20 protein-coding genes are annotated in these 24832 nt (G+C 65.2%); 8 read left to right on the top strand and 12 right to left on the bottom strand.

Features of this window, described 5'->3' with window-relative positions:
• Positions 1-76 precede the first annotated feature (76 nt).
• Positions 77-889 carry a GntR family transcriptional regulator gene (locus EET10_RS19055; RefSeq protein ID WP_036400018.1) on the top strand — a complete coding sequence of 271 codons (813 nt, stop codon included), beginning with the start codon at positions 77-79 and terminating at the stop codon, positions 887-889.
• On the opposite strand, the gene EET10_RS19050 is transcribed toward EET10_RS19055, so the two are convergent.
• Entirely contained in the window at positions 886-1752 is an 867-nt protein-coding gene (locus tag EET10_RS19050) for a ribokinase (RefSeq protein WP_081260675.1), read from the bottom strand. The genes EET10_RS19055 and EET10_RS19050 overlap by 4 nt on opposite strands.
• A 116-nt stretch (positions 1753-1868) precedes the next feature.
• Here EET10_RS19050 and EET10_RS19045 point away from each other — a divergent pair, with 116 nt between their 5' ends.
• Together EET10_RS19045 and EET10_RS19040 are read left to right on the top strand one after the other, a co-directional pair.
• A complete protein-coding gene (locus EET10_RS19045) occupies positions 1869-4076 on the top strand; it encodes an adenylate/guanylate cyclase domain-containing protein (protein ID WP_036400659.1) in 2208 nt (735 codons plus the stop codon).
• Positions 4073-5476: a mechanosensitive ion channel domain-containing protein gene (locus tag EET10_RS19040; protein WP_036400012.1), complete on the top strand. Its 1404-nt coding sequence runs from the start codon at positions 4073-4075 to the stop codon at positions 5474-5476. Before EET10_RS19045 ends, EET10_RS19040 begins: the two co-directional genes overlap by 4 nt.
• A gap of 87 nt (positions 5477-5563) precedes the next feature.
• Here EET10_RS19040 and EET10_RS19035 read toward each other — a convergent pair whose 3' ends face one another.
• From EET10_RS19035 to EET10_RS19000, 8 genes are all read right to left on the bottom strand, one after another.
• Positions 5564-6535 (bottom strand): hypothetical protein, encoded by a 972-nt coding sequence (locus EET10_RS19035; RefSeq protein ID WP_082276263.1) that lies wholly within the window; start codon positions 6533-6535, stop codon positions 5564-5566.
• On the bottom strand, positions 6522-7592 hold the full coding sequence (locus EET10_RS19030) for a vWA domain-containing protein (RefSeq protein ID WP_063467702.1): 1071 nt from the start codon (positions 7590-7592) through the stop codon (positions 6522-6524). The genes EET10_RS19035 and EET10_RS19030 overlap by 14 nt, the downstream gene beginning before the upstream one ends.
• Positions 7589-8683 carry a hypothetical protein gene (locus EET10_RS19025; protein WP_063467701.1) on the bottom strand — a complete coding sequence of 365 codons (1095 nt, stop codon included), beginning with the start codon at positions 8681-8683 and terminating at the stop codon, positions 7589-7591. The genes EET10_RS19030 and EET10_RS19025 overlap by 4 nt, the downstream gene beginning before the upstream one ends.
• Positions 8674-9147 carry a hypothetical protein gene (locus EET10_RS19020; RefSeq protein WP_122502405.1) on the bottom strand — a complete coding sequence of 158 codons (474 nt, stop codon included), beginning with the start codon at positions 9145-9147 and terminating at the stop codon, positions 8674-8676. Before EET10_RS19020 ends, EET10_RS19025 begins: the two co-directional genes overlap by 10 nt.
• Positions 9137-10009: a DUF58 domain-containing protein gene (locus EET10_RS19015; protein WP_036400005.1), complete on the bottom strand. Its 873-nt coding sequence runs from the start codon at positions 10007-10009 to the stop codon at positions 9137-9139. Before EET10_RS19015 ends, EET10_RS19020 begins: the two co-directional genes overlap by 11 nt.
• 9 nt (positions 10010-10018) lie before the next feature.
• Positions 10019-11020: an AAA family ATPase gene (locus EET10_RS19010; protein WP_122502826.1), complete on the bottom strand. Its 1002-nt coding sequence runs from the start codon at positions 11018-11020 to the stop codon at positions 10019-10021.
• Positions 11021-11057: 37 nt separating this feature from the next.
• Positions 11058-12002 (bottom strand): DUF4878 domain-containing protein, encoded by a 945-nt coding sequence (locus EET10_RS19005; RefSeq protein WP_051490292.1) that lies wholly within the window; start codon positions 12000-12002, stop codon positions 11058-11060.
• 980 nt (positions 12003-12982) lie between these two features.
• On the bottom strand, positions 12983-13663 hold the full coding sequence (locus EET10_RS19000; protein ID WP_036400002.1) for an esterase: 681 nt from the start codon (positions 13661-13663) through the stop codon (positions 12983-12985).
• Positions 13664-13947: 284 nt separating this feature from the next.
• Between EET10_RS19000 and EET10_RS18995 the strand changes: the two genes are divergently transcribed.
• Together EET10_RS18995 and EET10_RS18990 are read left to right on the top strand one after the other, a co-directional pair.
• Positions 13948-16131, top strand: a complete 2184-nt coding sequence (locus tag EET10_RS18995) for an adenylate/guanylate cyclase domain-containing protein (protein ID WP_082276260.1) — start codon at positions 13948-13950, stop codon at positions 16129-16131.
• Complete coding sequence (locus EET10_RS18990) at positions 16128-17531, top strand: mechanosensitive ion channel family protein (RefSeq protein ID WP_063467696.1); 1404 nt, start codon at positions 16128-16130, stop codon at positions 17529-17531. The genes EET10_RS18995 and EET10_RS18990 overlap by 4 nt, the downstream gene beginning before the upstream one ends.
• A gap of 51 nt (positions 17532-17582) precedes the next feature.
• Here the strand turns inward: EET10_RS18990 and EET10_RS18985 are convergent, their stop codons facing one another.
• Entirely contained in the window at positions 17583-19295 is a 1713-nt protein-coding gene (locus tag EET10_RS18985) for an amidohydrolase (protein ID WP_122502404.1), read from the bottom strand.
• 183 nt (positions 19296-19478) lie between these two features.
• On the opposite strand from EET10_RS18985, the gene EET10_RS18980 reads away from it, so the two are divergent.
• From EET10_RS18980 to EET10_RS18970, 3 genes are read left to right on the top strand one after another with little or no spacing between them, the layout of a single operon-like run.
• Entirely contained in the window at positions 19479-20738 is a 1260-nt protein-coding gene (locus tag EET10_RS18980) for a glutamate-5-semialdehyde dehydrogenase (RefSeq protein WP_036400649.1), read from the top strand.
• 25 nt (positions 20739-20763) lie between these two features.
• The gene (locus EET10_RS18975; protein ID WP_036399995.1) at positions 20764-21639 is read left to right on the top strand and encodes an AAA family ATPase; all 876 of its coding nucleotides are present in this window, start codon (positions 20764-20766) and stop codon (positions 21637-21639) included.
• 13 nt (positions 21640-21652) lie between these two features.
• Complete coding sequence (locus EET10_RS18970; RefSeq protein WP_063467695.1) at positions 21653-23092, top strand: vWA domain-containing protein; 1440 nt, start codon at positions 21653-21655, stop codon at positions 23090-23092.
• 6 nt (positions 23093-23098) lie between these two features.
• Here EET10_RS18970 and EET10_RS18965 read toward each other — a convergent pair whose 3' ends face one another.
• Complete coding sequence (locus EET10_RS18965; RefSeq protein WP_051490338.1) at positions 23099-24091, bottom strand: class I SAM-dependent methyltransferase; 993 nt, start codon at positions 24089-24091, stop codon at positions 23099-23101.
• 569 nt (positions 24092-24660) lie between these two features.
• Positions 24661-24831 (bottom strand): hypothetical protein, encoded by a 171-nt coding sequence (locus EET10_RS30265; RefSeq protein WP_218028475.1) that lies wholly within the window; start codon positions 24829-24831, stop codon positions 24661-24663.
• Position 24832: the final 1 nt, after the last annotated feature.

Raw genomic sequence — 24832 nt, 5'->3', positions numbered from 1 at the left:
GTCGGTCCTCTCTGTGGCAGGTTGTTATATACATATAACAACCTGGGTCGGGGGGCAACCGCAGAGATGTGAAAGCATGGACACCGTGCAGCAGGCGAGCGGCAAAACCGCACCCGTGTCGGCCAGCGCCGGCGTACCGCTGCACCGGCAGCTCTTCCTGGTGCTGCACGACGAGATCGAGCGTGGCGTGCTCGCCCCCGGGGATGCGCTACCCACCGAACAGGCGTTGTGTGAGCAATTCGCAGTTTCCCGGATCACCGTGCGGCGCGCCCTGGCCGACTTGGCCGAGCAGGGCTATATCCAGCGCAGGCACGGTGTGGGTTCCTTTGTGCGCGAAGAGGTTCCAGCGGACCGGTCAGCGCCGGGCCGCTCGTATCTGGAGGGGTTGCGGCAGACCCAGTTCGAAACCGAAGCCGAGATCATCGAACTCGGCGTGCGGCGCCCGCCGCGGGCGGTGGCCCAAGTGCTGCAGACGACCGGCGAGCTGCTGCACGTGGTGCGGGTACGGCGGCAACGCCGCACCGGCGAGCCGCTGATCGTCAGCGATGTCTGGTTGCCGGCCGCACTGGCCGGCACGCTGACCGCATCCGCGCTGCGCAAGGCGCCGCTGTACGAACTGGTGAAACGAACCGGGGCGGTCGTGGACCGGGTGCAGCATGAGATCACCGCCGAGATCGCCGGTCCCCGCAATGCGCAGCTTCTCGAGACCGCGATAGGCGCCGCGCTGCTGCGGATCAACCGGCTCATCTTCGCGACGGCCATGCCGTACTACTACCAGTCGGTGCTGTTGTCGCCGAGCCGCAGCCGTGTGCTGCTGACGCAGTCCTCCGATGAACTCGAGGCCGCCGACGGTCTGGCGATCGCCCACGACGTGCCCGGCGAGCCCTAGCGGATCAGCGCCGCCTCGATCGCATCGGCGGGCGGCGCACAATCTCCGGCGCCCGCCACCGTGGTCGCCAGTGCCCCTGCCGCGCAGGCCCGTCGCAACGCGCGCAGTCGTTGGGCCGGCGAAGCCGGGTCCGGTGGCCAATGGGCAGCCAGGACCCCGGCGAATACGTCACCGGCTCCGGTGGTGTCCACCGCGGTCACTGCGGGGGCGGCCACGTCCAGTTCGCCGTCGACGCCGACGTAGCGGGCGCCGCGCGCACCGCGGGTGACCACGAGGTGGGCCGGCGGCCAACGCCATTGCTGGGCTTCGGACTCGTTGGCGATCACGACGTCGGCCACCGTCGCCAAGTCGGGTCCGGCGCTGTGCAGCCGGGCGGCCGGGGAGGCATTGACCATGACGACCGCCCCGGCCGACCGGGCCTGCCGGGCCGCGGCCACCGCCGCGTGCGGCGGAATCTCCAACTGGGTCAGCAACACGTCGCAGTCGCCGACCGCCGCGGGCGGCAGCTTCAGCTGCCCGTTCGCGCCGGGAGCCACCACGATGATGTTCTCGGCGCCGGTGTCGACCACAATGATCGCCGTCCCGCTCGGGCCGGGCACCCGCACCATTCCTTCAATGCCGACACCGTTGGCCAGCAGGTGGTCCCGCAGCTGGTCGGCAGCCGCGTCGTCGCCCACAGCGCCGACGAACTGGACGTGCGCACCCGCGCGTGCGGCGGCAACCGCCTGATTGCCGCCCTTGCCCCCGGGCGCACAGTTCAGTGCCGACGCCAGCACCGTCTCGCCCGGGTGCGGCAGCGTGGTGACCGCGAACGTCAGATCCATGTTCAGGCTGCCCACCACACAGACTCGTCGCGCCGTCATTGTGCCGACGTTAACAACGCTTGGCCCTGGTCATCACATTGTCGGCAAACACCGTTTACCCGCGCGTGTCGGCGCTAGTGTGCGAGGTGATTCGGTGTGTCACAGGAAGGAAGCCGGTGATATCGGGCGAGGCAACAGATTCCGTGCCGGAGGCATCCGCCGCCCCGGTCCGCAAGCGCAGGATCCCCAAGAGCCTGAGGAGTGGGGGGCGCCGCCGGCCGCGTTTCCGGGCAAGCATCCAGTCCAAGCTCATGGTGCTGCTGTTGCTGTCGAGCATCGTGTCGGTGGCCGCGGTCGTCATCGTCGGGTATCAAACCGGCCGTGCCTCACTGCAGACAGCAGCTTATGAGCGGTTGACCGAATTGCGCGAATCGCAGAAGCGGGCAATCGATACGCTGTTTGCCGACCTGACGAATTCGTTGGTCATCTATGCGCGGGGATTGACGGTGGTGCAGGCGGTCGCGCAGTTCACCACCGGGTTTGACCAATTGGCCGACGCGACCATCAACCCGGCCCAGCAGCAGGCCATTGTCAACTACTACAACAACCAGCTCATCAAACCGGTGGAGCGAACGACGGGCGAAAAGCTCGATATCACCGCGCTGCTGCCGACCTCGCCCGCCCAGAAGTATCTGCAGGCCTACTACACCGCGCCGTTCACGTCGGATCAGGACTCGATGCGGTTCGACGACGCCGGCGACGGCAGCGCATGGTCGGCCGCCAACGCGCGATTCAACGGCTACTTCCGCGAAATCGTCACCCGCTTCGATTACGACGATGCGGTATTGCTGGACACCCGCGGCAATATCGTCTACAGCCTGAGCAAGGATCCCGACCTGGGCACCAACATCCTGACCGGGCCCTACCGAGAATCCAACCTGCGTGATGCCTACCTTAAAGCGCTGGGCGCCAACGCCGTTGACTTCACCTGGATCACCGACTTCAAGCCGTATCAGCCGCAACTGGACGTGCCGACGGCGTGGCTGGTGGCACCGGTTCAGGCCGACGGGAGAACCGAAGGGGTGATCGCGCTACCGCTGCCGATCGCCAAGATCAACCGGATCATGACTGCCAACCAGCAGTGGCAGGCTGCGGGCATGGGCCGGGGCACGGAGACGTACCTCGCGGGCCCGGACAGCCTCATGCGTTCTGATTCGCGGCTCTTTGTGCAGGACCCCGATGAATACCGGCGACAATCGGTGGCCGCAGGCACTCCGCTCGACGTGGTGAACCGCGCGATCCAACTCGGTGGCACGACGCTGCTACAACCCGTTGCAAGCGCGGGCTTGCGTGCCGCCCAACGCGGCCAGACCGGAACCATCACCGCCACCGACTACACGGATAACAAGGAGCTGGAGGCCTACGCGCCGCTAGATGTGCCCAATTCCGACCTGCACTGGTCGATTCTGGCAACACGCGACAACTCCGAGGCATTCGCCGCGGTTGCCGCCTTCAGCAAGGCGCTGGTGTTGGTCACCGTGGCCATCATTCTCGGTATCTGTGTCGCCTCGATGCTGATCGCCCAGGCGATGGTGCGGCCGGTCCGGCGGCTGGAAGCCGGTACCCAGAAGATCAGCGCCGGCGACTACGACGTCACCATTCCGGTCACGACTCGTGACGAAATCGGTGATCTCACAGCGGCTTTCAATGCGATGAGCCGAAACCTGGAAATCAAGGAGGGCTTGCTCAACGAGCAGCGCAGAGAAAACGACCGGCTGCTGCTGTCGATGATGCCCGAGCCGGTGGTACAGCGCTATCGCGAGGGGGAGCAGACGATCGCCCAGGAGCACCAAGACGTCACCGTGATCTTTGCCGACGTCCTGGGGCTGGACGAGATTTCCAAGGACCTGTCGGGCAACGAGCTGGTCGGAATCGTCGACGACTTGTTCCGGCAGTTCGACTCGGCCGCGGAATCCCATGGGGTCGAACGGATTCGCACATTGCACAACGGCTACCTGGCCAGCTGCGGGGTGACCACGCCGCGGCTGGACAATGTCGCTCGGACCATCGACTTCGCCCTGGAAATGCGGCGCATCGTCGACCGGTTCAACCGCCAAACCGGCCACGAACTTCGGCTGCGGGCCGGCATCAACACCGGCAACGTCATCAGCGGGCTCGTCGGCCGATCCAGTGTCGTCTACGACATGTGGGGCGCAGCGGTGAGCCTGGCCTACCAAACACACAGCGGCTCACCGCAACCCGGCATCTACGTCACCGCACCGGTGTACGAGGCGATGAGAGATGTGCGACAGTTCACCCCGGCGGGCACCATCTCCGTCGGCGGCGTGGACCAGCCGATCTACCGATTGTCGGAGCGATCATGAATGTTTTCAGTGCACCGTGGTTCTACTGGGCCGTCGCCATCGCCATCGGATTGCCGGCCGGGCTGATCATCCTCACGGAGTTGCACAACACACTGGTGCGCCGCAAGAGCCACCTGGCCAGGCAGGTGAACCTGCTGCGTAACTATCTGCTGCCGCTCGGTGCCCTGCTGCTGCTCCTGGTGAAGGCGTCCCAGATCCGGGCCGAAGACGGCATGGTGCGAATCCTGACCACCCTGTTCGGCTTCTTGGTGCTGGTCATGCTGTTGTCGGCGCTCAACGCCACGGTATTCCAATCAGCGCCCGAAGACAGCTGGCGCAAGCGACTGCCGACCATCTTCCTCGATGTGGCCCGGTTTGCGCTGATCGGCGTCGGCCTGGCGATGATCCTGTCCTACGTCTGGGGAGTCCGGGTCGGGGGCATATTCACCGCGCTGGGGGTAACCTCGGTCGTCATCGGCCTGATGCTGCAGAACTCCGTGGGCCAGATCGTGTCGGGACTGTTCATGCTGTTCGAGCAGCCGTTCCGGATCGACGATTGGCTCGACACGCCCACTGCGCGGGGCCGAGTCGTGGAGGTGAACTGGCGCGCGGTCCACATCGAGACCGGAACCGGCTTACGGATCACCCCGAACTCGATGCTGGCAACCACGTCGTTCACGAACTTGTCCCGCCCGGGTGGCTCGCACAAGTGCACGATCACCACGAAATTCGCCGTCGCCGACGCGCCGAACCAGGTGTGTGCGATGCTGACCCGGATAGCCGGTGGGCTACCGCAACTCAAGCCCGGAACCATTCCGGAAACCGTCGCACTGGGCGGCGGCGAGTACCGAACCACGGTCCGGCTGAGATCACCCGCCGACGACGGTGCCGCACAGGCGACGTTCTTGCCGTGGGTCTGGTACGCCGCCCGACGAGAAGACCTTCACCTTGACGAGTCCGACGACGAATTCTCGACGACCGAACGCGTGTGGGACGCGTTGCGCACCGTGGTGGGCCCGGAGTTGCGGCTGGGCCTGACCGAGCAGCAGTCACTGGTTCCCTACGCGAGGGTGGTGCGCTACGGCGCCGACGAGATCGTGCAGCACGCGGGCGTCGTCCCCAAGGGGATGGCCTTCATCATCGCCGGCAGCGTTCGCCTGACCGCGACGGCCGAGGACGGTTCGGTTGTCCCGATCGGCACGCTCAACGAGGGCGCGTTCTTGGGGGTAACCGCGCTGACCCGGCAACCCAACCCTGCCGGTGCGGTGGCACTGGAGGAGATGACCGCGCTCGAGATCGACCGCGAACACCTCGAGCACGTGGTCATGAACAAGCCGCTGTTGCTGCAAGAGCTGGGCCGGCTCATCGATGAACGGCAAAGCAAGGCGCAGCGGGTGACTCGGCGTGAGCGGGTGGGTTGAGCTATCGCCCTTTGAGGGTGCCGTTTGGCGCCCCCTAAGGAATGAAACTGCTGCCCGAAGCGTGTATAGGTGCCATTTTCCCGCCGTTCAGCTGTGAGCGGCGGTGTCTTCGCTGCTGGCGCCGGTGGCGTCGGCAGCGCCGAGAGCGTTCTGAAGCCGATCGAGCGGATTGTTGCCGGCTCCGGTGCCGAGGCGGTGCGATGGGGCAGACCCGTTGCCGGACACCGGGATGCGGTCCGGGCTGACGTCATTGATGACGTCGGGACCGCCGTTTGATCCGTCGCCGCCGGGACCGAAAACTGGCCCGTTGCCGCCGGGCCCGGGCGGCGGTGGCGGCGGTGTCGGCGTCGACGTGGCACCGGGTGGCGGTGGCGCCGGCAGTGACGTGGATGTCAGTGAGGTTGGCGGTGGCTGGGGGTTGGCGGTTTGCGGTGGAGGCGGCGGGGGACTCGGCGGGAGGTGCAGCGCTTTGATCTTGTCGGTCAGCCGTGCCGCGGCGTCGTTACGGATGCGACGGCGGTCGGGGTTGGGGTCGGTGTTGTCTTGGAAGCAGTGCGGCGGTGCGCCGGAAATGAGTTGCAGTGCACTGTTGTAGCGTTGCTCGGCGCGGGAAATGTCGGCACTGCGAGCCGCCAGGTCGCCTTGGGTCTCGCGAACCAGCTCCAAGTTGACGCGGGCCGGGCAGGAGCCGGCGTTGCTGCTGCGGTCGAAGACATCGGTGAAGTATCTTTCGGCGTCATCGAGTCGGCCTTCGAGGACGGCGAGATCACCGGCGATATACGCCGCTTGGCCGGGCTCGATGATATTCAGCGTGCTCAGCGTGGCGACATCGGCGCGGAGCGCGTCGATGTCGTGACGAGCAAAATCCGATACGGCCGCATCGCCGGTCAGCATGGTCGAGATGACCTTTCCGATTGCCAGCAGCGCCACCAGCGCGATCGGTGAGGAGTAGGCGACCAGGCGTCGGCGCAGCCGCAACCGGGACGGCCCGCACTGCCACCACCACGCCGCGCGTTGCCAGGTGCGACGCACGGCGGTTCGGGGGTCACGTTGCAGCATCGGGCCTCGCTCGGTGCGGTATGCGGTTGCGGCGGAATTCGCGCAGTGTCAAAAAGATTTCCCCCAGCGTCAGTACGACGGCCAGACCGGTGAACAACCAATACAATTCAGTGCGCTCCACCGTGGCCGACGCGATCACTGGCGAGTCGGTTGATCGGAAGCCAGTCAAGTCGACGGCGGGCACGACGGGGGTGATGGGGCCGTTGTCTCGGTGAAAATACGGCATGCCCAGCTGACCGGCGACCGCTTTGAGAGCGCCTTCGTTGAGGCCCGAGTGCGCGGCCCGGTCGGTTTGCTTGTCCCACATGTAGACGCGGTCGCCGTTGACGTAGGCCTGCGGGATGGGTCCGCCGGCAGCGGTTCCATAGCCCAGCACGGCGCCACCGGCGATCGTTGCGTGCGGTATATCAAAGTCGCCTTGGGCAGCTCGTGAGCCGCCGGCGCCCTCGCCGAAATAGAACACGAGGTTTTTCGAGTCGAGGTATTGCTGGCCGGCTTCGGCCAGCTTGGTCCGCAGCAGGTCGTCAGCGGCTGCCACGTTGACCTGAAACATCGCATCCTGGGGGACCTCGGTGTAAGTCGACAGCCCTTTGACGAACGGTTTGAGGCTCCAGACATCGTCGGACAGCGGCCAGTCCAGGCTGGCCTTGGCCGAAAAGCTGATGACCTCGAAGCGGGCGCGCGGATATTGGTCGATCAGCGCCAGGATGTCGCTGCGGATGCCCGACATGCGTGACTTGGCGTCGGAGTAGTCCTCGACGCGTCCGTCCACTGACCGGTCGACGACGAAGAACACATTGGCATTGGCCGAGGAGCCACTGGCTGGCGTGGTGTCGGCTCGCCCATGCGGGTCGCCCTGCGGAAGGCCGGGGCGGGCCGCGGCAAGGACCAGCAGCAGCCCGGCTGCGGTGAGCGCACCCCAGCGCAGCACCACCCGCAGGTAACGGCCGGTGCCGGTCCGGACCAGCACCCGGTAGAGGGCGGCCATGCGGATGGTGATGAGCGCGACGGCGACGACGACCAGCACGCCGGCGGACACGATCGGCTGAAATGTCATCGCCGCAGCACCGCCAACGAGATGAACAACAGTCCCGCTACTGCCAGCGAGCAAAGTAGCGGCACGTTAGGGTAATCCCACGAACGATTGGTGATGATTGTGCCGCTTGGCAACACGACATTGGGGGGATTGGCGCGGATCTTGTCCAGCAATGCAGCCAGGGTGGGGTCGGTACCGGCGGGATTGGCACCGGCCGTGCCCGCCGGGTTGTAGACGCTGTAGCGGCCGCCGGTGGCGTTGGCAATCGCAGCCAGCGCCTGATTGGACTGCTCGGGTGACTTGACCACGTCAGCGCGGGCGATGACGTTGATCTGCACACCCGCGGCGGTGGCCATGTCCTTCACTTGCTGATCAGAAAACAACGCCGGACGGGTTTCCGCTGCCGCGCGGAAGCTGCTGTACCCCAAGTAGATCAGCGAACGCCGGCGGGTGCTCTTGTCCTCGAAAGACGGAAACCCGGTCATACACAAGGCCAAGACGTCTTGCACACTGCGCGCATAGTCGGCATAACTGACTTCTCGGGAGAAGCCGTTGATACCCGCGCGTAGTTCCTCGGCCTGGGGCCCGGGCAGCTCTTTGGTGGTCTCCAGTTGGTGCTGAAGGCCCGCCATGCCGGCGTAGCGGCTGAACTGGGCACGAGCGTAGTCGTAATCGCGGGTCAACGGCACGACACGCAGCGTCGGCGAGGTCATACCGATGCGTTGGGTGTCGTATGTTTTGACCTGCCGGGCGAAGTATGCCAAGAGTCCGGCGGTGGTGGGGTCGGTGACCGGCTCGCCCACGCACACCATGATGTCTTCTGGGTGCACCGACTCGAAATTGCGGCTGGCCGAGGAGAACCCGACCGGTCGGGAGGTGGTCACCAGTGCTGTGGCGAACACCGCAAGCAGCAGTACGAGCGTGATCAGCATTGACCAGAATTGAATGCGCGCCACACGAGCGTATTCGGGCATCCCCGTGAGCCGGTCGACGTGGGCCAGTGGCCGTAGCACCTTGGTGAGTTTGGCCATCGGCGCCAGCAGTGCCGCGACGACCACCGCGGCCAGTGTGCAGGCGCCGACGACAAAAACGACCCACCATCTCAGCTCCACGTGCGGATCACCTCCGTCGCTGCACGAATCACGCCGTGCATGTCTATGCTTTCGGTTGCGAACCGGGCGTCATTGAGGGCAGCGAATACCGGTGTAGCCGAGGCCAGTTGGCCATGCTTGGCGATGTCGTCGATGTGCATGTATTGCACCCCTGCGCCGGTGGACAGGCACAGGAAGCCGCGCAGCGCGCGGCTGATTGCTGCGGCGGCCTGACCGTCTGACAGCTGACCGGCTCCATACTGGCCGCCGATAGTGGTGATCGTTCGGGCGAAGCGCCGACGCAGCAGATAGGAATGCACGCTGCGGATGACCGGGACACGACGCAGCCGCGCGGCGGGCAGGGTCCACACATACACCCCGGCGTAGTAGCAGATGACGACGCCGGCGCACGCACCGGCCACAAGCCACCACCAGCCGGAGTACCCGGTGGGCCCGCCGAGGTAGCGCAGCAGGTCACCCGGCATGCTGGAACGCCTCGGTCAGTGCGACGATCTTGGCGCGTATTTCGGCGCTGCCGCCGATGCGGGTGAATTGCACTCCCCGGGTTGTCAGGAACTCGTCCAGTCCAGCGACCCGAGCGGCTTCGCGGCGACGATAGGCGTCGACGATGCGGGGCCCCAGAGTGGCGCCGTTGAGGACATAACCCCCGGTAGCCACGTCGTAACCGTCACGTTCGCCCTCGGCGGATCCCACGGCGGGCATGTCGGAGACCATCGCCCACATCAGGTCGTGACGCCCGGACAGCTGTTGCAGCGCGACGGCGAGCCGGCGATCAGCGTCGGGTTCATCAGAGATCACGATGATCAGCATGCGGCGGCGATAACCCGTTGCCACGTAGGTTAATTGGGTAACGATGTCACTGGTGGCGGGCTGGCTGCAGGTGTGGGTGTAGAAGCGGTGCAGCAGGCTCTCGATGTGGGTTTCGCCGCGGCGCGCCCGAATGTTGGCGCTGCCGCGGGAATCCCCGTACACGATGCCCAGCTCGTCGGAACGGCCCAGCGTGATCAACCCGATCGCGCCGATCACGTGCAGCGCGACGTCGCGTTTGACCTCGCCGCTGGGTGCCAGCGCGGTCATGTTCCGGCCGGTGTCGGCGATCAGCAGGATCTTGTGGTGCCTTTCGGAGACATAGCGTTTGATCAGTACCGACCCGGAGCGCGCGGAGGCTTTCCAGTCGATGTCGCGGATGTCGTCGCCGGCCACATAGGGGCGCAGGTCGTCGAATTCCAGGCTGCGGGTATGCAGCAACGCGTAACGACCTCCGTCGAGAAGGCCACGAGTGTCGGTACCGAAATACAATTTGGCCCGATTGAGGTGCTTGCCCATGATGTGTGCTCAGGGCACCCGCACCGCTTGCAGGATTGCGTCGACCGCGACTTGCGGGGTGATTTTTGCGCTGCTGGCTTCGAAGCCCAGAATTAACCGATGTCCCAACACCCGATGGGCCAGATGCTGAATGTCTTCCGGCCGCACGTGGTTCCGGCCACGCAGCAGTGCCAGCGCGCGGGCGCTTTCGCAGAACGCAATGGTAGCCCGCGGCGAGGCGCCGTATTCGATCACTCGGGCCAGCTGCGGCGGTAAGAACTGCGACGGGTTGCGACTGACGGCAACCAGTTGGCTTGCGTAGTGCATCAAGGCGGGGTCCATGTGGATGCCGCGCACCACCGCTTGTAGCCGGCGCACATCGTCCCGTCCGATCGCCGGATCGATCGGACGGTCTTTGTCGTAGATACCGGCGTCGCGGCGGACCATGACCTCCACTTCTTCCTGCGCAGTCGGATAGTGCACGATGTCTTTGAGCATGAAGCGGTCGGTCTGGGCCTCTGATAGCGGATAGGTGCCCTCCTGGTCCACCGGGTTTTGGGTGGCGATCACCAGGAACGGCTGCGGTATCGGGTAGACCGTTCCGGCGATGGTGGTCTGGCGTTCCTCCATCGCCTCGAGCATCGCGCTTTGAGTCTTGGCGCTCGAGCGGTTGATCTCATCGAGCAGTACGATGTTGGCATGCACCGGACCCAGCTGGGTGGCGAACGAGTTTGTTTCCGCTTCGTACACCTGGGTACCGAGAATATCGCTGGGTAACAGGTCCGGCGTGCATTGAATGCGTTGGAACCGGCCGTGGATCGATTCGGCGATGACCCTGGCGGCCGTCGTTTTGGCAAGTCCCGGAACGCTTTCGATCAACACATGACCGCCGGCGAGCAGCCCGATCAACAGCGACTCACGCAGGTTATCCTGCCCAACCACCTTGATGCTGAACGCATGTGACAGCGCGGCGATGCTGCGCTGGGCGGCGTCGACGTCGTGATGGTTGGGTTGCACTCGCATTGCGGTCATCGCGGCCTTCCACACGTCAAGAACGGGGTATCGGGGCTCATCGAAAATTGAGTTCCGGCGGTGTCTTGGCCAGATCGGCGGTGCCCGAAAGGAATTGGCTTGCCTCGCCCTGCTTGGTGGCGCCGCCGGTGGTCCTGACCGCTATCGGCTCTTTGACCTCGCCGAAAAACATCAGCGCCAACCGATAGGGATCGAAGCTGTCGAATTTGACTGCGCTGATATCCGCGGGCCCCCACGCGGCGGTGCCGTCGGCCAAGCCGTAGGGATCCACACTCATCGGGCAGCCGGGTGGGGCCAGCAGGTTGGACTTCTGACAGTTGGCCATCGCCGCGGCGAGCTGGTCCCGCGCCGCGTCGCGGCCCTTATCCGACAGCACGAAGGTCGGCTGTATCCAGGTTTCGCTGATCAGCGAAACCTGGTCCAGCAAAATTGGTTTCGCCGTCACCGTGATGTACGGGTTGGTCGTGCCGACGTCGATCCAGCCGGGAAACACATACACCGTGGAGTCACCGACGGGCGTACCGAAGAATGTCACCGTCTTGCCGGCAGCATCCCTGTCGCCGGCGAGTCCGGGCTTGACCTTGATCGCCGCCGAAGGGAGTTTCCAGCTACCGTGGTCCTTTTTCATCGACAGGGTGGTGTCGGAAACCTTGTCCCCGAAGTTAACCACCACATGCACCTGACCGAAGCCGACCGCGGCACCGGCCCCCGTCGAGTCATCGCTGAGGATCCTGATATTGCTGATCGGCCATTGCGCGATCTGCTTCTTGAGGATCTCCTCGGTGAGTAGTTCTTTGGTGGCCGGCTGGTCAGCGCCGTAGGACAGAGCCGCCTCGGCATCCCCGCGGGCCAGTGCCTGCAGATAACCTTTGACCGCATCGCCGGCCGACCCGCCGCGGCCCGGGCCACCTCGGCCGGCCAGGGTGATGACCAAGACAATGGCCACCACCACGAGCACGGCGCCGCCAGCACCCAGCGTCACCCATAACGGCTTACGGTTCTTGCGTGGTCCCGGTGCCGGTGGCCAGCCCGGCGGTTGCCCCAACAACGGCGGCCCGATGGGCGCCGGTGCACCCGGATGGGGCTGCCACTCGGTGCCGGCGGGAGGTTGCTGGCTGACCCAACCGCTCTGCGGTGGCGCTTGCTGCGGCTGCCACGGCCCCGCTGCGGGCGGTTGTTGGGGCGCCCATTGACCCGATGGCGGGGGCTGCGGTCGCCAGCGATCTGCGCCCGGATCGATGGGATCCGATCGACCCACCGGATTGGGGCCATCGAACCGCCCACCCGACCAATCAGTCAAAGTAACAACCTCCAACTAGGAGCACTGACCGTTCAGTGCGAAACCCTGACGGCCGGGCGCATTGCGCGCGCCCGCGCCACAAACCATCCCGACGCATCGGCACTCGGATCCCACGAACAACGCCCGATCCAGCTCGTGGGTCGGTCCGGGCTTGCCCAGATTGCGACCGGCCGCCCCTGGGCAGCTGCTGCCATCACCGGCATGTCGAACAGGGTCTTTGGCCTGGCCGGTTCCGAAAAGCCCCTTCCCGCTGCTGGTGTGAGGCCCTCACCAGCCACTTAGCCTCAATTCAACGATGGGCTTTCTGCCTCTCTCGATCGTGAAAATGAACGCCTTCAGTAAACCGGAACCGCCCTATCATGCAACTCAGCCGATTCGGCCACTCGGAGACAACAGTGACAACAGTGCAACCGGCGCCAACCACCGATTCGGAGCCTTTGGCACCACCGATTCGGCAGCTGGCATCGGCATAGCCAGGCCGGGCCTTAGCGTAAGCGTCGTGCCCCAGGCCGAAAACCCGGGCGCGGGTGCAGTGTTGAGCCGCACCGGTGACCAAACTCACCGAACAGCCGAAGGAGCGTTTCCGGTGCGCCAATGGCCTCAAGGCAACCTTCGACAGTTGTGGCGCTTTAGTCTCGAGCCAACTGTCGTCGCTACCTGGCTCACGCCAGCATCGAGTCGATCGCGGAGCGCGAGACCAATGCCTGGACGGGGCCGGCGGACTCGGGCAGCAGCTCACCCGGGTTGAAGAAAAAGGTCACCCCGTCATTGGTGATCGCGAAATTCTGGTAATTCGCCGGATCCAAACCGGCTGTGGGCGCTACCTGCTGTCCGGTCTGCTTTTGCAGTGCAGTTTGCACGATGGGGAAAACGGTCGGCAGCGGGTCGGTCTTGGGCTGCCACAGCGTGTCGTAGGTGATCGGCTTGCGATATCCCTGATCCCAGTTGAACGCCTTGTACTTCGTCGTCGGCTGCCCGCTGCCGACGTTCTGAACGACCTTGAGTACCAAGGACTGGGTGCCGCGAGGCGGTATCGCCGATTCGTAGTTGGTCGAGGTGATCTCCAACTGGTAGGGCGCATCGCGGGGCGCAGACGACTTGGCGACGTTGAGGAAGTCGTCTCGGGTCTGGGCGACGTAGCTTTGCAGTGATTTCTGGTCGGGGTAGTTGCTCGGCAGGCTGATATTGACGGTGTATGCCGGGTCCGACATCTGGATCTGGCATACCTGGCCGCTAGTGGTGCCCTTCAGCTCGTCGCAGTAGGTCTTGGGCGCGGCCGCGGCGATTGCGGGACTGCCGAGCGCTACGACGGCCAGGACAACCAGGGGCACTTTGATTCGCATACGAGGTTCCCTCCGAGGCAAAGTTGCGGCACCGGGGTGACGGACCAGCGTCCGGCCACGGTGACGACCGAGTCGTCGACCAACCGGGCCATCGACCAACCGGGCCATCGACCAACCGGGCCATCGACCAACATAGGCCAACATAGGCCAACACGGCGCCCCGCCATGTCTGAGGTGCGGCGGCCGGGGCGGCATGTTTCGGCCAAACCCGTTTTTCGTCGCATTTTCGCGTTAGTCTGCTGCGTGATCTGCCGGTCTTGCCGCCGTAAGCGAAAGGAAGCCGAGTGACGTCGGGGCAGCCAACGGAACCGGTATCCCAAGGAGAGCCCGCCCCAACCGGGAATCGAGGGCGGCGGCTACTGCGGTTGTTCCGGATGGGCATCCAATCGAAGTTGTTGGTGACGCTGTTGCTGTGCAGCATCATGTCGGTGGCGGTCGTCGGCCTCACCGGTTATGTGACCGGGCGCAACGCGTTACAGCAAGTGGCAACGGAGCGGTTGCTCGAGTTGCGGGAGTCGCACAAGCGGCAGCTGGAGGGGCTTTTCGGCGAGTTCACCAATTCCCTGGAGGTGTATAGCAGCGGTTTCAGTGCCGTCCAGGCGATCGAGGCGTTCACCGACGGCTTCAACCAGTTGTCCAACGCCACGATCAGCCCGGCCCAGCAGGAGTCGATCGTCAATTACTACAGCACTGCGGTGGTCAAACCGATCAGTCAGCTGACCGGAGACGATGTCGACGTCAATGCGCTGCTGCCGACCTCCAACTCGCAGAAGTACCTTCAGGCCAACTACACCGCACAGTGCGCGTCGGCGAGCGAATCGGTGTTGTGTGGCGACGCCGGTGACGGCAGCGCGTGGTCGGCAGCCAATGCCCGCTACAACGACTTCTTCCGCGGGATCGTCACTCGCTTCGACTATCGTGACGCGTTGTTGCTCGATCTTCACGGCAATGTCGTCTACACCGTGAGCAAAGGCCCTGACCTGGGCACCAACATCTTCACCGGGCCCTATCGGGAAACGGTCTTGCGGGACGCGTACCGGAAAGCGTTGCGCTCCAACAACGTTGACTTCGTATGGATCACCGATTTCCAGCAGTATCAACCGCAGCTGGACGCCCCCACCGCATGGGTGGTGTCGCCGATTGGGATGGCCGGCAAGATCGAAGGCGTTATGGCGTTGCCGTTGCCGATCTCGAAGATCAACGACATCATGAACGCGCACAAGCACTGGGAAGCCGTCGGTATGGGCCGCTCGACCGAGACCTACCTGGTGGGCCCGGACAACTTGATGCGTTCCGATTCACGGCTGTTTCTGCAGGACCGAGACAAGTATCGACGGGAGGCGGTGGCGGGCGGCACTCCAGGCGACGTGGTGGACAGCGCGATCCGGCTGGGAACCACCGTTCTGGTGCAGCCGGTTCCCAGCGCGGGGGTTCGGTACGCCCAACGCGGCCAGACCGGCGTCACGAAAGACACCGACTACCTCGGCAATCGGGAGCTGCAGGCGTACGCGCCGGTCGATGTGCCGAACTCCGATCTGCACTGGTCGATCTTGGCCACCCGGGACGACTGGGATGCCTATCAGCGGCTGTCCACGTTCGGCAAGACTCTGGTGCTAGCGGTCGCGGGGATCACCCTGGCGATCTGCGTGGTATCGATGCTGCTTGCCAAGCTGCTGGTGCGCCCGATCCGGCGGCTGGAGGCCGGCACCGAGAGGATCAGCGCCGGCGACTACGAGGTGACCGTTCCGGTGCGGTCACGCGACGAGCTCGGTGATCTCACTGCGGCTTTCAACGAGATGAGCCGCAACCTCAAGATCAAAGAGGAGCTGCTCAACGAGCAGCGCAAGGAAAACGATCGCTTGCTGCTGTCATTGATGCCCGAACCGGTCGTGCAGCGGTATCGCGAGGGCGTGCAGACCGTCGCACAGGAACACCAGGACGTCGCCGTGATCTTCGCCGACATGGTCGGGCTCGACGACATGTCCGACGACCTGTCCGGAGACGAACTGGTCGCGGTCGTCAACGAACTCTTCCGGCAGTTCGACTCTGCGGCCGAAGCGCTCGGCGTGGAGCGGATTCGAACGTTCCACAACGGCTACCTGGCCAGTTGCGGTGCCACCACCCCGCGGCTGGACAACATCCACCGAAGCGTCGACTTCGCCATCGAGATCCAGCGCATCATCGACAGATTCAACAGCCGGTCACGACACAAGCTCCGGCTGCGGGTCGGAATCAATACCGGCAAGGTCATCAGTGGCTTGGTCGGTCGCGCCAGCCTCGCTTACGACATGTGGGGTGCCGCGGTAAGCCTGGCCTACCAAATGCACAGCGGCTCACCGCAACCCGGCATCTATGTCACTTCACAGGTACACGACGCGATGCGCGACATCTGGAAGTTCGCGCCGGCCGGAACCATCTCGGTCGGCGGTACCGAGCAGCAAATCTGGCGGTTGGTGGAACGCCAATGAACATCTTCAGCGCCTCGTGGTTCTACTGGGCCGTCTCGGTCGCGCTGGGACTGCCCGTGCTGATCGTCATTCTCACCGAGGTGCAGCACACGTTGCGCCGCAGGGGAAGTCATCTCGCCAGGCAGATCAGCCTGCTCCGCAACTACTTGCTGCCGCTGGGCGCGCTGCTGCTGCTCATCGTGAATTCGGAGGGCGTCCCGGCCCACGACAATGCCGTCCGTATTCTCACCACGGTATTCGGTTTCCTGGTGCTGGTGCTGCTGTTATCCGGGCTCAATGCGACCGTCTTCGCCGCAGCTCCGCAAGGTTCCTGGCGCAAGCGGCTACCGGTGATCTTCCTGGACGTGGCTCGGTTCGTGCTCATCGGAGCCGGGCTGGCGGTGATCCTCTCCTATGTCTGGGGTGTGCGGATCGGCGGACTGTTCACCGCCGTGGGTGTGACATCGGTCGTCATCGGCCTGATGTTGCAGAACTCCGTCGGCCAGATCGTGTCCGGCCTGTTCATGTTGTTCGAGCAGCCCTTTCAGATCGACGACTGGCTCGACACCGCCACCGCGCGGGGACGAATCGTCGAGGTGAACTGGCGCGCCGTCCACATCGACACCGGCAGTGGCTTGCGGATCACGCCGAACTCCGTGCTGGCCAGCACACCGTTCACCAATCTGAGCCGGCCGGCGGGCGGCTACCAACTGGCGATCAAGACCACATTTTCCGACGCAGACTCGCCCGACCGGGTTTGTGCCATGCTGACGCGGATTGCCGCCGAGCTGCCGCAGCTCTACAGCGGTTTCGTCCCCACCTCCGAACCGGTCGGCGGCGCCGAGTACTGCACCACCATCGGCTTGCGGTCACCGGCTGACGAAAACGCCGCTCGAGCGACATTTCTGCGGTGGATCTGGTATGCCGCACGCCGGGAAAACCTGCACCTCGACGGTGCCGACGACGACTTCTCGACAACCGAGCGCTTGCTAGAAGCCCTGAAAGCGGTTGTGGGACCGGCATTGCGGCTCAGCGACGCCGACCAGCAGTCGTTGCTGTCGCACGCGAGGATACTGCGATACGGTGCCGGCGAACTCGTGCAGTGCGCGGGCGAGGTGCCCGCAGAGATGATGTTCGTCGCCACCGGGCGAGTGCGGCTGACCGCGACGGCCGACGACGGATCGGTGGTGCCGATCACCACCTTGGAAGAAGGCGGCTTCCTGGGTCTGACCGCGCTGACCCGGCAGCCCAATCTCTCCAACGCCTACGCGATCGACGAGGTGACCACGGTGGAGATCGGTCGCGAGCACGTCGAGCATCTCGTGATGCGTCAGCCGTTGCTGCTGCAGGACTTCGGCCACATCCTCGAAGAGCGGCAAAGCCAGGTGCGCCAGAGTCTGCATCGGGAATGGCTCAACTGAGGAACTGCTGCCGAGCACCGAGGTGCGCGCCGGCGCCCATTGCGGTGGCCTTCACCCGAGCGGATGCGCTTCTCCCTCGAACACCGTGCCCCAGACGCCGACGTCCTTGAGGCCTTCCGCGCCAACGTGATACGGGTTTTCGTGGAGCACCGCGAAATCGGCTTTCTTGCCGGCGCGAATGGAGCCGATCTCGTCTTCTTTGCGCAGGATCCAGGCGGCGTCGATGGTGATCGCCTTCAGCGCGGTGTGCACGCTCACCCGCTCCTGCGGACAGTTCAGATTGCCGTTGATCGTCACCCGGTTGGCCGCCACCCAGGCCAGGGTGAGCGGTGACAACGGCGCCATCGGACAGTCGGAGTGCACGGTGAACGGCACACCCATGCGCTCCAGCATCCCCATGCGCACCATCTGCGTTCCGCGGTCCGGGCCCAGCCATTGCTCGCTGAAGACGTCGCTGAGCATGTACAGGTAGTAGGCGTTGCAGGAGACCAGCATGCCGATCTCGTTCATTTGCCGGCACTGGTCCTCGCTGTTGAAGGCATAGTGTTCCAGCGTCGCGCGGTGGCCGAAGCGGGGTTTGACGTCCTGCAGCCTCCGAACGAGGTCGATGTAGAACCGGGAGCTGAGGTCGCCGTTGATATGGGCGTGCAGCTGGTAGCCGGCCTTCCAGAACGGCTCGGCGTAGCTGTACAACTGATCCGGCGAGGCCATCCATACGCCGGTGTGCCCGTCCAGATACCCGGGGAAGTCGCACTGGGACAGCCCGCTGAAAATGGCGCCATCGACCTGCAGCTTGAAATGGCGATCGAACATCACCCGCCGGCTGTTGTGGGTTGCCCATTCTTCGGCCGCATGGAGCGCTTCTTCTGGCGGGATGCCGCGCGGGATGAAGTCAGCCGTGGTGGGCGTGAGAATGATGCGGCACGGCGCCTCCATCGATTCGGCGGTGTCGCGGATGAGCTTGGTCTCGCCGACCGGATCACCGAAGATACCGACTCCCATGTCCAGGCACGTGGTCACGCCGCCCATATGCACCATTTCCAGGAAGTTCTGCATCCCCCTGCGGTAGCCGGCCGGATCGAAGTGCAGTTTGCCGAAGGGCGTGTTCATGAGGCTCTGGGCGGCGTTTTCCCAGAACCGACCTTGTGCCCAGTCGGCCTCGGGATGGTCCTTGAACTGTTCTTCGGCCACCCCGGTCCAGTTGAGCGCCGCGTCGTTGAGCAGGAGTTCATGAAATGAGCGATGCCACAAGATGATCGGCTTGTCGCGGTAGCGCTGGGTCAGGTCGGCCCTCGTCAGGTGTCCGTGCCACAGCGGATGGTAGCCCCACGAGACGAACGGCACCGTCCAGTCCTGGTGGGCCGCAACCAGTTTGTCGAGCGCGGCCAGGTAGGACTCCGGAGTTCTCGCGCCGGGGAACTTGCCGGTCGGAAGCGTCCAGTCGTCGGGGGCCAGGAACGGATACTGCGTCAGCACGGCGGGCAAGGACGGATGAACGTGCGGATCGATGAAGCCGGGCATCAAGACCTTGTCCTTCATCCGGTCATCGACGTCGTACTCATAGCGGTCCAGCCACGGCTGCAGCGTGTCCATGGTGCCGACGGCCACGATCTTGCCGCCACCCACGGCCACTGCCGTCGCCGTGGGCATCGCCTCGCACATGGTGATGATCTCGCGCGCCGGAAAGACGGTGAGTTTGCCGAATTCTTGGTGCGTGAGCTTCCGGGCGGACTCGTCGCCGGCAGCGGATCCGTCACAAGGCATCCACGTCTTCCCTTCTTCCGTCTTTCTTCCGTTCGCCGGTTTTCCATTCGCGGGGCTCCCACCGACGCTCACACAATGTATGTGGCTGGATGCCGCTGCATGTCGCTGGGCGCAGCTCGCGGCAGGTTCTCCCAACCAGAACCGGGCCGCGCCCGGTCGGCTAACGCCCGTTACCCTGGGATGATGAGTGTGCAAGCACCATCGCAGCCTGATTTGCGTCAAGAGGTGCACAACGCCGCACGCCGGGCCCGGGTGGCCGCGCGGCTGCTGGCCTCGACGCCGACGGTCGTCAAAGACCGCGCGTTGCATGCCGCCGCCGATGAGATCTTGTCGCGCGCCGACCAGATACTGGCCGCCAATGCCGAAGACCTCAACGCGGCGCGACACGCCGGCACGCCCAGCGCGATGCTCGACCGGCTGGCACTCAATCCGCAACGCATCGACGGCATCGCCGCGGGTCTGCGGCAGGTCGCCGGGCTGCCCGACCCGGTCGGTGAGGTGCTGCGCGGCTACACCCTGCCCAACGGGCTGCAGCTGCGCCAGCAACGCGTCCCGCTCGGCGTGGTCGGGATGATCTACGAGGGCCGGCCCAACGTCACCGTCGACGCCTTCGGCCTCACGCTCAAGTCGGGCAACGCCGCTTTGCTGCGCGGCAGCTCCTCGGCGGCGCGGTCCAACGAAGCCCTGGTCACGGTGTTGCGCACGGCGCTGGTCGGTCAGGATCTGCCGGCCGACGCGGTACAGCTGCTGTCGGCCGCCGACCGGTCCACCGTGACCCACCTGATCCAGGCTCGCGGCCTGGTCGACGTGGCCATTCCGCGCGGGGGAGCGGGCCTGATCGAGGCCGTGGTGCGCGATGCGCAGGTGCCCACCATCGAGACCGGGGTGGGCAACTGCCATGTCTACGTCCACGAAGCCGCCGACCTCGACGTGGCCGAACGGGTGCTGCTGAACTCCAAGACCCGCCGGCCCAGCGTCTGCAACGCCGCCGAGACGCTGCTGGTCGACGCGGCGATTGCCGATCACGCGATGCCCCGGCTACTGGCGGTGCTGCAGGACGCCGGCGTCACCGTTCACCTCTGTGCTGATGAGAAAGCCGACGACGACAACCTGCGCCGGGAATACCTGGCGATGGAGATCGCGGTGGCCGTGGTCGACGGTGTCGACGCGGCGATCGCTCACATCAACGAGTACGGCACCGGGCACACCGAAGCCATCGTGACCACCAATCTTGCTGCGGCTCAACGGTTCACCGAACGGGTCGATGCGGCCGCGGTCATGGTCAACGCGTCGACGGCGTTCACCGACGGTGAGCAGTTCGGCTTCGGAGCCGAGATCGGCATCTCCACCCAGAAACTGCATGCCCGCGGCCCGATGGGACTGCCGGAACTGACCTCGACCAAGTGGATCGTGTGGGGAGACGGCCATACTCGTCCGGCCTAGCCGGCCCTGTTAAGGAGAACTGATTGTGACGGTACCCGCTCGGTCCACGCCACTATTCGCCGATATCGCCGACGTCTCGCGGCGGCTGGCCGAGACCGGCTACCTGCCCGACACCGCCACCTCGACCGCCGTCTTCCTCGCCGACCGGCTGGGCAAGCCGCTGCTGGTGGAAGGCCCGGCCGGCGTCGGCAAAACCGAACTCGCCCGCGCCGTCGCCCAGGCCACCGGGTCCGGACTGGTCCGGCTGCAGTGCTACGAGGGCGTCGACGAGGCCCGGGCCCTCTACGAGTGGAACCACGCCAAGCAGATCCTGCGCATCCAGGCCGGCTCGGGCGACTGGCAGACCACAAAAGACGACGTGTTCAGCGAGGAGTTCCTGCTGCAGCGGCCGTTGCTGACGGCGATCCGGCGCACCGACCCGACGGTGCTGCTGATCGACGAAACCGACAAAGCCGACATCGAAATCGAAGGACTGCTGCTGGAGGTGCTCTCCGATTTCGCGGTGACCGTTCCCGAGCTGGGCACGCTCACCGCGGAGCGGGCGCCGTTCGTGGTATTGACCTCCAACGCGACCCGGGAGCTGTCCGAGGCGCTCAAGCGTCGTTGCCTGTTCCTGCACATCGACTTTCCGAGCCCCGAACTGGAACGCCGGATCCTGTTGTCACGGGTTCCCGAACTGCCCGAGCACCTGGCCGAGGAGCTGGTGCGCATCATCGGGGTGCTGCGCGGCATGCAGCTCAAGAAGGTGCCGTCGATCGCCGAGACCATCGACTGGGGCCGCACGGTGCTGGCGCTGGGCCTGGACACCATCGACGACGCCGTGGTCGCCGCCACGCTCGGCGTCGTGCTCAAACACCAATCCGACCAGCAGCGCGCGGCCGGCGAGCTGCGGCTCAACTGAAGGGGCCGCACCGATGGCCACCCGACGTATCCGACCCACCCGCCCGCTGGCCCCGCACGGGCTGCCCGGCCATCTGGTTGGGTTCGTGGAAGCGCTTCGCGCCGTGGGGATTTCGGTGGGTCCGTCCGAAACGGTGGACGCCGGGCGGGTGATGGCCACCCTGGGTCTGGGCGATCGTGAGGTGTTGCGGGAAGGCATCGCGTGCGCGGTGCTGCGCCGGCCCGATCACCGCGAAACCTACGACGCGATGTTCGACCTGTGGTTTCCCGCCGCACTGGGTGCGCGCGCGGCCGTCACCGCGGAAGACGTCGACGAGGACGATTCCCTGCCACCCGACGACGTCGAGGCGATGCGGCAGATGCTGCTGGATCTGCTCACCGACAACCCCGACCTGGCCGACATGGACGAGCGGTTGGTGGCGATGATCGCGCGCATTGTCGAGGTCTACGGCAAGTACAGCTCCAGCCGCGGCCCGTCGTTCTCGTCGTATCAGGCGCTCAAAGCGATGGCGCTGGACGAACTGGAGGGCAAGCTGCTGGCCGGGCTGCTGGCCCCGTACGGCGACGCGCCCACCCCCACCCAGGAGCAGATCGCCAAAGCGCTTGCGGCGCAAAGGATCACGCAATTACGTAAGATGGTCGACGCCGAGACCAAACGCCGCACCGCCGAACAACTGGGCCGCGACCACGTCCAGATGTACGGCATCCCGCAGCTTTCCGAAAACGTCGAGTTCCTGCGGGCTTCCGGTGAGCAACTTCGCCAGATGCGCCGGGTGGTGGCCCCGCTGGCCCGAACGCTGGCCACTCGGCTGGCGGCGCGCCGGCGCCGGGCCCGCGCCGGATCGATCGACCTGCGAAAGACGCTGCGCAAATCGATGTCCACCGGCGGCGTCCCGATCGACGTGGTGCTGCGCAAACCGCGCCCGGCACGCCCGGAACTGGTTGTCCTGTGCGACGTTTCCGGGTCCGTCGCCGGGTTCAGCCACTTCACGCTGTTGCTGGTCCATGCGCTGCGCCAACAGTTTTCCCGCGTTCGGGTGTTCGCCTTCATCGACACCACCGACGAAGTGACCCACATGTTCGGCCCGGAAGCCGATCTGGCCGTGGCGATTCAGCGGATCACCCGGGAAGCCGGTGTGTACAACCGCGACGGTCATTCCGACTATGGCAACGCGTTCGTGTCCTTCATGCAGGCTTTTCCGAGCGTGCTGTCGCCGCGCAGCTCACTGCTGGTACTCGGCGACGGCCGCACCAACTACCGCAACCCGGCAGTGGACGTGCTGGCCGACATGGTCACCGCGAGCCGGCACGCGCACTGGCTCAACCCCGAGCCCAAACACCTGTGGGGCAGCGGCGACTCGGCAGTGCCGCGCTACCAGGACGTGATCACGATGCACGAATGCCGTTCGGCCAAACAGCTGGCCGAGGTGATCGACCGGCTGTTGCCGGTGTGACGGGATCTAGCGCGTTTTCCGGAAGACCAGCCAGCGCATCGTGATCGGGCTTGTCTCCCGCTCGACGGGGAACACGTCGAGGCCGCTGACCCAGTCGGCGTACCAGCTGGTGGGCGGCCAGGCGCCCGGGGGCAGGTGCGCCTTCTCGTAGTCGTAGACCGAGTCGTCGCCGACGAGCTCGAGCGGAAGCCCGGCCGCGGCAGCCGACATCTCCGGTCGGGTGAAGATGCTCGTGTACACCTGTTGCCCGAACTCCCGGGTGGCCTCGTCGAGTATGTAGTCCGGGTGTGTCAGGAAGGTGTTGAACACCAAGCGTCCGCCGGGAACCAGGCAATGCGCCGCCAGTTCGAACAGGCCGCGCAACTGCTGTGCCGTCCGGAAATCAGATACCACCTCGGAGAGCACGATCAACTGGTAGTCGCGCCGCAGCTCGTCCATGCTCGAGAAGACGTCGCGCACGATGACCCGCACGTCGAGGGATTCCCGTTCGGCGTCGCAGCGGATGATGTCGGCGAACTTCGGAGTCATCTCCACCACGTCGACCGGGTGCCCGCGCCGCGCCAGCGCCAGGGCGTTCCGGCCGGTGCCTGCCCCGATCTCCAGCACCCGATGCGTGCGTGGTTCGGCCGCTTCATTGGACAGGGCCCACACCCGCGCATCGGGTTCGGTGCCGAAAAGTGGGGGCTCGCGGGTGCTGATCCAGCTCTCGTATTCTTGCGCCACGGTCCGCCAATGGGCCCGCACTTGGTAGTGCAAGGTCGGGCCGATGGGAGCGTTGAACGAGATGATGATGTTCGAGCGATGCGACGCCCCGTACGCCTCGGCCAATTGGGCCTCGAGGACCTTTCTGACATGGGCAAGTTCGTCGTCGGAAAACCGCCGGCCCACCGTGGCAAAAAGCTTGGCGCACATCGTCACGTATTCGTCGATCATGCCCGGAACGGCGGGCAGCGTGATCTCGCCGGTGACCTGGGAGCGGGTGTAGAACCGCCGGGTCATGGACTCCTTCAGCAGTGATGTGGGCTGGTCCGGGCTGGGCGCCAAATTGTCCACAGACACCTTTTACACGACCTAGCGCGCGGTTACACCGGCATTGAAGCAATGGCTTGGGCCGGCTTAGGCCCGGTTTCCGGCGAACTGGTGTCGACCAACGAATGGCTGGCGGATCGCGGCGCTCAGGCCAGCAACTCGATGTTCAGCTCCGGGCGGGTCGTCGCGCCGCGCCCCGGTGTGGGGAGATGGAGACCGCGTGCTGTGCGGTTGGGTCGGTGGCTGACGGCGCCGAGTGTGCATTGACGGGGCCGAGTGTGCGTCAGGGGCGGCCGAATCGTGGACGTGCCCGCCCTACATACACAGTCAAAGCCGTCACTGCACACTCGATACGGTGGCATGGCCGCCGATTCGGTGAGCACCTGACGCATCTCCCGAAAGCCTGCCATTACGAGCGGTTTGAGTTTCAAGCTGACCTATCGGCGTGCCGAAAACAGAGCCAAGATGTGCCGAAAACAGAGCCCGGCATCCGGGGCTGCGCAAGAGGACATCGTTGACCAGCAGCATTCGTGGTCAGGTCAACCAGGAATTTCCGAGTGAGGCGCGGAGACGTCCGGCGCCCGCCGATTCCGGCGTGCCAGGGCCAGCCGATGCTCTTCGGCCGCCGCACCGCTCAGCGCATCGTCGACGATGCCGGCCAGCTGAACCGCGTCACCGGATCCGCGAAAGGTCGAAGTAAGCTGGCACATC

The sequence above is a fragment of the Mycobacterium pseudokansasii genome (assembly GCF_900566075.1).
GTDB lineage: Bacteria > Actinomycetota > Actinomycetes > Mycobacteriales > Mycobacteriaceae > Mycobacterium > Mycobacterium pseudokansasii.
The sequence above is the reverse complement of the archived record's forward strand: the minus strand, read 5'-3'. Positions and strand labels throughout refer to the sequence as shown.

What these genes read in the sequence shown, in the direction of transcription:
- EET10_RS19010 (WP_122502826.1), bottom strand. Translation starts at nt 11,020, where the DNA reads ATGACCGCAATGCGAGTGCAACCCAACCATCACGACGTCGACGCCGCC.
- EET10_RS18990 (WP_063467696.1), top strand. Translation starts at nt 16,128, where the DNA reads ATGAACATCTTCAGCGCCTCGTGGTTCTACTGGGCCGTCTCGGTCGCG.
- EET10_RS30265 (WP_218028475.1), bottom strand. Translation starts at nt 24,831, where the DNA reads ATGTGCCAGCTTACTTCGACCTTTCGCGGATCCGGTGACGCGGTTCAG.
- EET10_RS18965 (WP_051490338.1), bottom strand. Translation starts at nt 24,091, where the DNA reads ATGACCCGGCGGTTCTACACCCGCTCCCAGGTCACCGGCGAGATCACG.
- EET10_RS18980 (WP_036400649.1), top strand. Translation starts at nt 19,479, where the DNA reads ATGAGTGTGCAAGCACCATCGCAGCCTGATTTGCGTCAAGAGGTGCAC.
- EET10_RS19015 (WP_036400005.1), bottom strand. Translation starts at nt 10,009, where the DNA reads ATGGGCAAGCACCTCAATCGGGCCAAATTGTATTTCGGTACCGACACT.
- EET10_RS19035 (WP_082276263.1), bottom strand. Translation starts at nt 6,535, where the DNA reads ATGCTGCAACGTGACCCCCGAACCGCCGTGCGTCGCACCTGGCAACGC.
- EET10_RS19040 (WP_036400012.1), top strand. Translation starts at nt 4,073, where the DNA reads ATGAATGTTTTCAGTGCACCGTGGTTCTACTGGGCCGTCGCCATCGCC.
- EET10_RS19000 (WP_036400002.1), bottom strand. Translation starts at nt 13,663, where the DNA reads ATGCGAATCAAAGTGCCCCTGGTTGTCCTGGCCGTCGTAGCGCTCGGC.
- EET10_RS18970 (WP_063467695.1), top strand. Translation starts at nt 21,653, where the DNA reads ATGGCCACCCGACGTATCCGACCCACCCGCCCGCTGGCCCCGCACGGG.
- EET10_RS19055 (WP_036400018.1), top strand. Translation starts at nt 77, where the DNA reads ATGGACACCGTGCAGCAGGCGAGCGGCAAAACCGCACCCGTGTCGGCC.
- EET10_RS19050 (WP_081260675.1), bottom strand. Translation starts at nt 1,752, where the DNA reads ATGACGGCGCGACGAGTCTGTGTGGTGGGCAGCCTGAACATGGATCTG.
- EET10_RS18985 (WP_122502404.1), bottom strand. Translation starts at nt 19,295, where the DNA reads ATGCCTTGTGACGGATCCGCTGCCGGCGACGAGTCCGCCCGGAAGCTC.
- EET10_RS19020 (WP_122502405.1), bottom strand. Translation starts at nt 9,147, where the DNA reads ATGCCGGGTGACCTGCTGCGCTACCTCGGCGGGCCCACCGGGTACTCC.
- EET10_RS19030 (WP_063467702.1), bottom strand. Translation starts at nt 7,592, where the DNA reads ATGACATTTCAGCCGATCGTGTCCGCCGGCGTGCTGGTCGTCGTCGCC.